The organism is Streptacidiphilus carbonis (assembly GCF_000787775.1).
GTDB classification, from domain to species: Bacteria; Actinomycetota; Actinomycetes; order Streptomycetales; family Streptomycetaceae; genus Streptacidiphilus; species Streptacidiphilus carbonis.
Map to the genome: position 1 here is coordinate 52,378 of NZ_BBPM01000024.1, position 10,016 is coordinate 62,393.

At 69.9% G+C, this 10,016-nt stretch carries 10 protein-coding genes and 1 tRNA gene; 9 read left to right on the plus strand and 2 right to left on the minus strand.

The features are described from left to right. Positions 1-36: 36 nt before the first annotated feature. The 9 genes from TR46_RS20085 (at position 37) to TR46_RS20125 (ending at position 8,444) form a co-directional block, all read left to right on the plus strand. A complete protein-coding gene (locus TR46_RS20085; protein WP_084718746.1) occupies positions 37-2,220 on the plus strand; it encodes an FtsK/SpoIIIE domain-containing protein in 2,184 nt (727 codons plus the stop codon). 231 nt (positions 2,221-2,451) lie between these two features. Then, the gene (locus TR46_RS20090) at positions 2,452-2,751 is read left to right on the plus strand and encodes a hypothetical protein (protein WP_042403183.1); all 300 of its coding nucleotides are present in this window, start codon (positions 2,452-2,454) and stop codon (positions 2,749-2,751) included. 17 nt (positions 2,752-2,768) lie between these two features. Continuing rightward, a complete protein-coding gene (locus tag TR46_RS20095; RefSeq protein WP_042403185.1) occupies positions 2,769-2,996 on the plus strand; it encodes a hypothetical protein in 228 nt (75 codons plus the stop codon). Beyond that, positions 2,993-3,562 (plus strand): DUF6197 family protein, encoded by a 570-nt coding sequence (locus TR46_RS38115; RefSeq protein WP_052432944.1) that lies wholly within the window; start codon positions 2,993-2,995, stop codon positions 3,560-3,562. Before TR46_RS20095 ends, TR46_RS38115 begins: the two co-directional genes overlap by 4 nt. Before the next feature lie 6 nt (positions 3,563-3,568). Continuing rightward, positions 3,569-3,841 carry a hypothetical protein gene (locus tag TR46_RS43160; RefSeq protein ID WP_042403187.1) on the plus strand — a complete coding sequence of 91 codons (273 nt, stop codon included), beginning with the start codon at positions 3,569-3,571 and terminating at the stop codon, positions 3,839-3,841. 109 nt (positions 3,842-3,950) lie between these two features. Continuing rightward, complete coding sequence (locus tag TR46_RS20110) at positions 3,951-4,910, plus strand: bifunctional DNA primase/polymerase (protein WP_084718747.1); 960 nt, start codon at positions 3,951-3,953, stop codon at positions 4,908-4,910. 136 nt (positions 4,911-5,046) lie between these two features. Continuing rightward, positions 5,047-6,630 carry a YfjI family protein gene (locus TR46_RS20115; protein WP_084718748.1) on the plus strand — a complete coding sequence of 528 codons (1,584 nt, stop codon included), beginning with the start codon at positions 5,047-5,049 and terminating at the stop codon, positions 6,628-6,630. A 315-nt stretch (positions 6,631-6,945) separates the two neighbouring features. Further along, positions 6,946-7,143: a helix-turn-helix domain-containing protein gene (locus tag TR46_RS20120; RefSeq protein WP_042403188.1), complete on the plus strand. Its 198-nt coding sequence runs from the start codon at positions 6,946-6,948 to the stop codon at positions 7,141-7,143. Then, the gene (locus TR46_RS20125) at positions 7,143-8,444 is read left to right on the plus strand and encodes a tyrosine-type recombinase/integrase (RefSeq protein ID WP_042403190.1); all 1,302 of its coding nucleotides are present in this window, start codon (positions 7,143-7,145) and stop codon (positions 8,442-8,444) included. The genes TR46_RS20120 and TR46_RS20125 overlap by 1 nt, the downstream gene beginning before the upstream one ends. Positions 8,445-8,514: 70 nt before the next feature. Here the strand turns inward: TR46_RS20125 and TR46_RS20130 are convergent. Beyond that, positions 8,515-8,588 (minus strand) — tRNA-Pro (locus tag TR46_RS20130). Positions 8,589-8,728: 140 nt separating this feature from the next. Then, positions 8,729-9,985, minus strand: coding sequence for an MFS transporter (locus TR46_RS20135; protein WP_174505137.1), 1,257 nt, complete (start codon positions 9,983-9,985; stop codon positions 8,729-8,731). Positions 9,986-10,016: the final 31 nt, after the last annotated feature.

The window sequence follows — 10,016 nt, forward strand, 5'->3', positions numbered from 1 at the left end:
CCCTGGCCCCATGACTGAGAGCAGGAGAAGCCCATCATGACCGATCCGATCACGGAGCCCACCTTGGGCACCGTGCACGACCTGGCCGACCACCGAGCCGGCCGCATCCCCGGCACCACCACACTGGCCAAGCCCCCCGTTGACGCAGAGCGGGCCCCGATTGAGGGCATCGTCCTGCCCAAGCAGCCCGAACCGGTCCCCGCCTCGATACCGGTTGCCCCGGTATCGAGGCTGCTGCGCAGCGCTCGGGCGGTTCGCACGGCCGTCACTCACCCGCGCACCCGCACCGCGTCACGGCTGGTGATGCGGCATGGCCTCTACACCGCCAACGGTGCGTTGATCGTGGCCCGCCGCACCTGGGAGGGCCGCACCACCGCCCGCTACGAGCGGATGATGCGCAGCGCCGAGGCCGCAGGTCAGCCTGAGATGGCGTTGGAGTGGGAGCAGCGCGCCGCCGCGTTCCGTCAGGGGCGTCACCAGCGGCGGATGGACATGCTCACCGCCCCGATCAAGCTGGCCAAGAGCGCCGTGGTCGGCACCCTCGGGCTGATGGGCGGCCTGCTCCTGCTCGGAGTCGCCCTGGCCATCGGCACCCACCACTTCGGCGAGGTCATCGCACCGACCATGGCGCTGATTCACCTGGCCACGTGGGTGGTGTTCATCGCCTCAGTCGTCTGGGGCCCACTGGTCGCCATCGCCCCGTGGCTGGCCGTGGCCGGTTGCTGGGCGGTCGGTGCCAAACGGCAGGCCGCCCCGGCGTGGGTCCTGCCGGCCGACCCCACCACGCGGGACGTGGTTCCCGACGAGGGGGCGATCCTCGATGCCCTGCGGAACCTGGGCATCCCGGCGATGAACAAGGCGTTCAAGGAGGGATGGCAGCCGCGGTGGGTGCAGCCGACCACCCGCATGGGCAACGGCTGGCATACCCAACTGCAACTCCCGCTCGGCGTCATGGTGGAGATGATCGCGGCCAAGAAGGCGGTGCTGGCGCACAACCTGCTGCGGCTGCCGGTGGAGGTCTGGCCCACCGAACCCCCCAAGCAGCCCGGAGTCTTGGACCTGTGGGTGGCCGACCAGGGCTCGCTGAACGGTCCTGTGCCGCCGTGGCCGCTGCTGACCGAGGGCACCACCGACTACTTCAAGGGCGTCCCAGTCGCCGTCTCCCAGCGCGGCGAGGAGGTCACCGCCCGGCTGATGGCCGCGAACTACATGTTCGGCGGCATCATGGGATCGGGTAAGTCGTCGCTGGTCATCGCCCTACTGCTGGGGGCGATGCTCGATCCGCTGGTCGAGATCGACGTGTACGTGATGGCCTACAACGTCGACTACGACCCGATGCGCGAGCGCCTGCGCACGCTGGTCAAGGGCGACGACGACGAACAGGTCGAAGCCGCCCTGAACGCGCTGCGGGAGCTGCGCAACGAGGTCACCGAGCGCGGCAAGATCCTGGAAGAGGCCGGGGGCGAATCAGTGGCCCTGACCCGGGAGTTGGCCCAGCGCGACCCCCGGATGCGGCCCCGGATCGTGGTGTTCGATGAGTGCCACGAGCTGTTCGAGCACAAGAAGTACGGTGCCGAGGCTGAGGACCTGGCCAAGAAGGTCATGAAGAAGGCCCGCAAGCTGGGGATCACGCTGGTGTGGGTGACCGTGTCCCCGACCGCGACGTCGATCCCGAAGGAGGTCACCCGCAACACCTCGCACGGGGTGGCGTTCGCGGTCGGCGACTACATCGCCAACGACGGCATCCTCGGCTCGGGCAAGTACAAGGCCGGCGTCACCGCCACCGGCCTGTCCCCGATCGAGAACCGGGGCACCGCCGTGACCGTGGGCTTCACCCCGAAGCCGTTCGAGGTGATCCGCTCCTACTACGTCCGCAAGGACGCCAGCGTGGACGAGATCAGCCCGGTCGTGGCCCGGGCGTTGGCGCTGCGTGAGGGGATCGAGGTAGCCCCCGCCGCATCGGCTGCTGAGGCCGTGGATGAGCTGGCGGACATCGCCGCCGTGCTCGGGGACGCGATCCGGATGCGGACCCAGGAAGTGATTCAGCACCTGGTGGAGCGCAACCGCACCCACTACCACGGGTGGGGCTTCAGCGACCTGACCCAGGTCCTGGAGCTGGTCGACGCGGCACCGACCAAGTACCAGGGGATCATGCACGTCACCACCGCCAAGGTGCTGCGCGCTCTGGCCGAGCGAGCAGAGGACACCCCCGAGCAGTGACTCATGGTAAGGGGAGGTGGTAGGGGAGGAGGGGAGTTCTCCCCTACCACCTCCCCAACGCCGCCTCCCCGCCCTGATCAGCGCAGATCAGCCGTTGGGGAGGCAGGGGAGGCGGTCCGCCGACCCACCCAAACACCCCCAGAAGCGGGGTTCCTGGCCACACCCTTGCCCTCCCTCCCTTACACACAGTCACCAGACCGGCACGTCACGCCTGGAACGGGAGATCCCGCCATGTCCGCACGCCGCCGCACGCACCGCCCGCACAACCTCGGCCGCAACGTCCTGGGGCTCGCCATGACCGGCGCCCTGGCGGTGTTCGCCTGCACCGCGCTGCGCACTGACTTCCTGGTCCCGCAGACCACCGGCACCGTCAACGGCCACTACGCCGTCCACAGCCCCGGCACCCCCACCACCGACTACTACCTGACGCTGCGCGACCCGCAGGGCCGCACCGCCACCTACCAGGTCACAGCCGCCATCTACGGCCAGTGCCCCCGGCGTTCGCGCTACCCCGCCTGCAAGAGCCACTGACCCCCGGAAGGACTGCCATGCAGCCCGAACGCTCCGACCTGCCCGTCATCCGGCCCCTGGCCGCCGCGCACTTCCGTGACGCCCTGACCGCCACCGCGAACGGTGACGTGCCCGTGGCCGTGGGGGCGCTGCTGGCCATCGACAACGAGTCGTGGACCGGCATCGTCCAGCGCCTGAACTCCCTCGGTGGCTCCATCGCCGACCTGCTCACCGGCGCACCTGCTGACGGGAGGCCGACACGATGAACCTGACCTCCGTCCTGGCCCTGCCCGACCTGGGATCGGTCGCTGACGGCAGGCAGTTGGTGCGCGAGATCGAGCACTACCTCGCCACTCACACCCCCGTCCCCGTACTCACCCTGGCACCGGCTGCCCGGGTCTGCGCCTACGGGCAGGCCCCGATCGCCTGGGACCGGGGGATGGTGCGTCCGGTGCCGACGCTGCTCGATCGACTGCGGCACCGCCCGCCCACCCCGGTGCCGATCGACACCGCCACGCATCTGCTGCTGGTCTCCCGCTACCTGGTCGCCTACGGGTGGTGCCAAAACACCATGTGGGACGCACAGGGACGCCGCTGCATCCTCGGAGCCCAACTCGCCGTCCTGCAAGGCGGATACGGCACTCCCAGCACCGTCCAGCGGGCCCGAACCCTGCTGATGGAGCAGTTCACCGCACAGGACCCCGAGGTGCGCACGGTCGACCAGTGGAACGACGCCCCCGGACGCACGGCAGCGCAGGTGCACCGGCAGCTCGACATCGCCGCATCGCGGGCTCAGCACCTCACGAACGGCCGCACCGCACCAGCCGGGTGACCGGCCATGGCCCTGCTGGTCTGGCGCTTGGGAGAACACTTCGACCACTTCAACGACCTGCCGTGCTTCCTGTGCCGCAGGCCAACCCCGCTGCGCTCACACACCGATGAGCCCGCGCACAAGGTCTGCGCCGAACAGTGGCAGCGCCTGAACCCCCACTCGCGCCGCTTCCGCTCCGACGCCACCGAGAAGAAGTCTCGCCACCTGCACGCCGTGCCCGACTCCGATCCAACGGCAAGCCGTCCGTGGGACGGGGAAACCCTGTTCGACCTCGCCTGAGAGCACCCCGAACACAGCCGATATCCCCAACTTTCTTTCCTGACAAGCAAGTTGGTGATTCACGGATCGCCTGGCGGTCTCTCTCACGCCCTGAAGGGAGCCCTTCCCTATGAAAGTACGCACGGACCTCACAGCGGCCTTCCTGGCCGCCACCGAACGCGGCCAGGACGTGTTTCCGCTTCCCTGCAGCCCATACGAAGCCTGTCCGCAGCATCTGCGTACCGCGCTAGACCTGGCCGCCTGGGGCCTGCCGGTGCTGCCGCTGCGGGAGGGCAAGGTGCCCTTCGGGAACTGCCGCGCGTGCGCGAATAGCGCCTGCGGCGGCCGACCCCACATGAAGAGTGCGGGCCCCTGCCAGTGCCCGGCCGTGTGCCACGGTTGGGCTGCCGCCACCACCGACCCCGGTGTCCTGGCCTCCCCCGCCTGGGCCCCGGTGTGGCGGCAGGCTGCCGCCCTGGCCTACCACCCGGGCGGGGCCGGGCTGACCGTCCTGGACCTGGACACCCCGGCCGCCGTGGCGTGGGCAAGGGAGATCTTCCCGCCGACCCGGACCGTTGCCACCACACGCGGGGAGCACTGGATCTACCGGGGCGCGATGCGTTCCGCGAACGCGGTACGGCCCGGGGTGGACCTCAAGTCGCACATGGCCTACGCCCGTTGGCTCGGCCCCGGCAGCGGCCCGCTGGTAGATCTGCCCAACGCCGTGCGTGCCCTGGCCGTCAAGGAAGAGACCACCTCCTCACGTGAGGAGGTGGTCTCTTCAGTCCCCGGGCCCGCCACCTGGAATCGGAGCGTGGCCACCGGGTGCCGGCACACCGAGCGCTACGTGCGCACCGGCCTGGAACGGGGCCTCACCATGGTCCGCTCCCGCAAAGAGAGCGGAGCCGCGTCGCAGGCGTTCGGCGTAGCCCGGTTCCTGGCCACACAGCACCACCAGTGCCCCGGACCCTGCGACCTGAATTCCATCGCGGCGCAGATCATCACCGCCGCCGTGAGCGTCGGGGTTCCCGAGCCCTACGCCCGCCGCGCGGTCGCCAACGGCCTCAACACCGGTCGCGCTGTCGCGTGACCCACCGGGCGGCACCCCGCCAACCCCACCGGGCCCACCCCTAGCCGTAGGCGGCCTCAAGTCGTCGGCCGCAGGCCGTCCTCACTGCTTGTCGTCCTGACCCGCACCCGCTCACCCAGCTCAGGAAGGCCCCCGCATGTCCACACCCCGACCCGACCCCATCCCCGAACCGCGCACCAACGTCACCAGCCTGTTCGGCGACGACTGGGACCACCTCATCGAACCCCCCACCACCGAGGCCGACCAGTGGGAGCAGCCGGTCCCGCTGGGCCAGGCCCACATCCTGCCCCCGTTCCCCATCGAAGCCCTGCCCACCTGGCTCGCTGCGATGGTCCATGCGGTGGCTGAGGAGACGCAGACCCCGGCCGACCTGGCGGGGTGCCTGGCTCTGGCGGTCATCGCCACGGCGGCCGGGGGGCGGGTGGTGGTCAGCATCCGGGGCCGCTGGCGCGAGCCGGTGAACCTGTACACCGCCGTCGCGCTGGACCCCGGCAACCGCAAGTCCGCCGTGTTCGCCCTGATGACCGATCCCCTCTTGGCCGTGGAAAAGGTCCTGGTCGAGCGCAGCGCCCTGATTCGCGCCGAGGCCGACACCACGGCCAAGCTCGCCCGGTCCGCCGCCGACAAGGCGGCTGCCAGGGCGGCGAACGCCGAGCCGGACAAGCGCGCCGAGCTGACCGCCGAAGCCGTCGAACTGGCCCAAGCCGCCGAGGGCCTGACCACCCCGGCCAAACCGCAACTGGTCGCCGACGACATCACTCCAGAGAACCTGGCCACCTTGCTGTCCGAGCAGGGCGGGCGAATCTCGGTCATGTCCCCCGAGGGCGGGATCTTCGAAATCATCGCGGGCCGCTACAGCGGCAACCCGAACATGGAGATCTTCCTCAAAGGCCACGCGGGAGACATGGTCCGGGTCAACCGCCAGGGCCGCGACTCCCAGCACATCGAACGCCCCGCCGTCACCATGGGCCTGGCCGTACAACCCGAAGTCCTGGAGGGCATCGGGCGTATCAAAGGCGCGGACGGGCGCGGGCTACTCGCCCGCTTCCTGTACGCCCTGCCGCAATCCCTGGTCGGCCGCCGCCGACTGGACCCCGACCCCATCCCTGATCCGGTCGCCGACCAGTACGCGCAGCAGCTCAGCGCCCTGGCGCTGGCCCTGGTGGACTGGACCGACCCCGCCGTACTGACCCTGACCCCGGAGGCGGACGCGGTCATGCTGGCCTACCAGCGGGTCACCGAGGCTCGGTTGGGCCACGGCGGCTCGCTGGCACCGATCGTCAAATGGGCCAGCAAGCGCGACGGGGCCGTGGGGCGCATCGCTGGCCTGCTGCACCTGGCCGCGCACCCCGCCGACGGCTGGGCCCGCCCCATCGAAGCCGCCACCATGGCGGCCGCCACGACCCTGGGGGACTACTTCACCGCACACGCGCTGACCGTGTTCGACGCCATGGGAGCCGACCCCGCCCGCGACGCCGCCCGCCTGCTACTGGCCCACCTGGAAACGAATCCGGTAGGGACCTTCACCAAGCGCGAGCTGTTCCGCCTGCTCGGGCGGGGTGACTTCCCCACCATGGCCGACCTGGACCCCGCCCTCGCACTGCTGGAGGAACACGGGTGGGTGCGCCAGCAGACCCCGCCCCCGCGCTCCGGCAAGGGGGGTCGCCCGCCCTCCCCCCGCTACCAGACGCACCCCGCCCTCGGCACCCCGCAGGACTGACCCCGCCGGAAACCCCCCAGGCGCTGACAGAACTGACACAACCTCTCGAAACACCGCCTGACCTGCAAGTTTGTCCATGATCGCTGGTCTGACAAAACCAATAAAAACTCTGACAGAACTCCCCGCCCTCCCCGGTGCCACCGGGGGCGGTCCGCTGCCCCGGGGGTTCTGTCGGAGTTTTTTGAGGTTTTGTCACGACAGTGATCATGGACAAAATCGCAGGTCAGGACCCAACTACGGGGGTTGTGTCAGTTCTGTCAGCAGATCCGGGGTTTCCGCACCACACCCGCCGCCGCGCTCGGAAGGAATCGCCCCGTGAGCACCGCCACACCGCCCCTCCCACAGGCCCTAACCGTCCCCGAAGTCATGGCCGCCCTGCGCATCAGCCGCAGCACCGTCTACGACCTCTTCCGCTCCCGCCAACTCGACAGCTTCAAGATCGGCCGCAGCCGCCGCGTCGCCGCCGAGGTAGTCACCGCCTACATGCGCAACCAAACCGAGGAGAACCGCTGATGGCACGACGCGCCAACGGAGAAGGCACCATCACCAAACGAGCAGACGGCCGGTACGCAGCCGCCGCCTACGTCTTCCGCCCCGACGGCACACGCAGCCGCAAATGGGTCTACGGCAAGACCCGCAGCGACGTCGCCGACAAGCTCACCGAGATGCAGGAGAAGACCCGCCAGGGCATCCCCGCCGTCACCTCGAACGTGCCCCTGGCCAAGTATCTCGACTACTGGATCGGGACTGTCGCGCCGAACCGGTACAAGCCCAAGACGCTTGCCAGCTACGAGGGCGTGGTTCGGGTCTACCTGGTGCCCAGCCTGGGCAAACGGCCCATCAACCGCCTGACGCCGACGGACATTCGCACGGCCATCGCCGGATTTCGCAGCATGTGCTTGTGCTGCGCACGCGACTTGGACCGCCGACGCCCCGAGGCACATCGGGTCTGCTGCTCAAGAGGCCAATGCTGCCAGCGACGCCCCTCCGCCCGCACGGTCCAGTACGCCCACGCTGTACTCCGCTCTGCCCTTCAGAACGCGGTACGGGAGGAGCTGTTGGCCCGCAACGTTGCGCGCCTCGTCGAGACGCCTACAGTCCCCCGCAAGGAGGTTCAACCCTTGACGCCCCAGGATGCCCGGACGCTACTCCGAACCGCCCGTGACGACCGCCTATCAGCGCTGTGGCTTCTGCTCGTATCGACGGGCCTGCGGCGCGGTGAAGTCCTCGCCCTCACCTGGTCAGACATCGACCTGAGGATTGGTCAGCTTCGGGTGCGCCGCAATCTTCAGCGAGTGAATGGCGCCCTGCTTTTCGGGACGCCGAAGACTGCCCGCTCGCTGCGCACCGTCGCCCTGCCAACATCATGCGTCGCGCGACTGAAGCAGCGTCAGGCCCGACAGGTCCAGGAGCGCGCGGAGGCCGGGGCCGATTGGCTGCCCCTCGAAGGGCAGCCCAAGGGATTGGTGTTCACCACGCTCACGGGTCGGCCGCTGGACCCTCGGAACGTCAACCGCAGCCTGGCTGATCTCTGCAAGCGCGCCGGCCTGCGCTCGGTTCGAGTGCACGACCTGCGGCACACCAGCGCCTCGCTGATGCTGGCAGAAGGGGTAGCCGTACGGACCATCATGGAGACGCTCGGACACAGCAACATCAGCATGACCCTTGACACCTACGCCCACGTCCTGGAGACCACCTTGCGCGACGCGGCCAACCGGATGGACGACGCCCTCAACGACGGTCGGGACGCCAGCACGGAGCAGGGCGATGAGGACGACGGACCCGCTCCCTCTGCGGCACCAGTCCCCCGCTGACCAGGTGGGTTGATGTCAGGTGGAGATGTCAAAGGGCCCGGAGACGACGTCTCCGGGCCCTTGACCTCTGTCGGGACGACAGGATTTGAACCTGCGACCCCCTGACCCCCAGTCAGGTGCGCTACCAAGCTGCGCCACGTCCCGAGGCTGCGGTGCCTTGCGGCTTCGCTGCCTGTTCCCGGTCTCCCGGGTACAGGAAGAACAATACAGCACCGTGGCCCGTGCTCGCGCACGCCTTTCGGATCAGGGCGGGGGGACGGATGCGCTGGTCAGGGGGCTCGGAGTCAGGGGGTCGGGTTGCGGGAGTCGTAGCGGGCGAAGGAGGGGTAGCGGGCGGCGAGCAGGAGCATGACGGCCACGCAGGCGAGGCCGCCGCTCACCGCGGAGAACGTGGGCGAGGTGAGCTGCGCCACTGTGCCGGACTCGAAGTCGCCCAGGCGGGGGCCTCCGGCTACGACGACCACGAAGACACCCTGGAGCCGGCCGCGCATGTCGTCCGGGGCCGCCTCCTGCATGATCGTGTTGCGGAAGATCATGCTGACGGTGTCGGCGGCGCCCGCCACCGCGAGCAGCAGCAGGCCCAGCCAGAGCTGGCGGGCCAGCCCGAATCCGGCGATGGACAGCCCCCAGGCGAGTACCGCGAAGACGACCGCCAGGCCGTGCCGGTGCACCCGGCTGACCCAGCCGGAGAAGAGCGCCCCCAGCAGCGCGCCCACCGCGGGCGCGGCGGCCAGCAGGCCGACCGTGCTCGCGTCGCCGTGGAAGAGGAGCAGCGCCAGGGCCGGGAAGAGTGCGCGGGGCATGCCGAAGACCATGGCGGCGAGGTCGGCCATGAAGCTCATCCGCAGGTTGGGGCGGTCCTTCAGGAAGCGCAGGCCGTCGAGGACGGAGGCGCGGGGACGGGCTCCGCCCGACGGGCTCCCGCTGCTCTCCGGGCGCATCGACGGCAGCCGCCACATCGCGTAGAGCGAGGCGCTGAACGCGACCGCGTCCACCAGGTAGGCGGCCTGGTAGCTCCACACCCCGATCAGCAGGCCGCCCAGCATCGGCCCCACCGTCAGGCCCAGGTTCATGCTCACCGTGGACAGCGCGTTCGCCGCCGGCAGCTGCTCGGCCGGGACGAGCCTGGGCACCATCGACGCCCGGGCCGGTGCGTTCAGTGCGAAGCAGACAGCCTGCAGCGCCACCACCGCGTAGAGTACCCCGACCTGCCGAACGCCCAGGAAGGCCTGGACGGCCAGCGCCGTCGACAGCACCGCCAGCCCCGACGCGCCGTACAGACCGAGCCTGCGCCGGTCCATGGTGTCGGCGATCGCACCGCCGTAGAGCCCGAAGGCGACCAGCGGGACCAGTGAGCAGAGCCCGACCAGTCCGGTCGCGAAGGGGGAGCCGGTCAGCGCGTACACCTGGACCGAGATGGCCAGCGCGGTCATCTGCTGGCCGATGGACGAGACGCTCTGCCCGAACCAGAGTCGCCGGAAGTGGGCGCTGGTGCGGAGCGGGGTGACGTCAGCGAGCGCGGTCCGCGCCAGGTTCCGCAGCCGGCCTGTGGGGCCGGCCGGGGCGGGTGGG

What these genes read in the sequence shown, in the direction of transcription:
- TR46_RS20085 (WP_084718746.1), top strand. Translation starts at nt 37, where the DNA reads ATGACCGATCCGATCACGGAGCCCACCTTGGGCACCGTGCACGACCTG.
- TR46_RS20090 (WP_042403183.1), top strand. Translation starts at nt 2,452, where the DNA reads ATGTCCGCACGCCGCCGCACGCACCGCCCGCACAACCTCGGCCGCAAC.
- TR46_RS20095 (WP_042403185.1), top strand. Translation starts at nt 2,769, where the DNA reads ATGCAGCCCGAACGCTCCGACCTGCCCGTCATCCGGCCCCTGGCCGCC.
- TR46_RS38115 (WP_052432944.1), top strand. Translation starts at nt 2,993, where the DNA reads ATGAACCTGACCTCCGTCCTGGCCCTGCCCGACCTGGGATCGGTCGCT.
- TR46_RS43160 (WP_042403187.1), top strand. Translation starts at nt 3,569, where the DNA reads ATGGCCCTGCTGGTCTGGCGCTTGGGAGAACACTTCGACCACTTCAAC.
- TR46_RS20110 (WP_084718747.1), top strand. Translation starts at nt 3,951, where the DNA reads ATGAAAGTACGCACGGACCTCACAGCGGCCTTCCTGGCCGCCACCGAA.
- TR46_RS20115 (WP_084718748.1), top strand. Translation starts at nt 5,047, where the DNA reads ATGTCCACACCCCGACCCGACCCCATCCCCGAACCGCGCACCAACGTC.
- TR46_RS20125 (WP_042403190.1), top strand. Translation starts at nt 7,143, where the DNA reads ATGGCACGACGCGCCAACGGAGAAGGCACCATCACCAAACGAGCAGAC.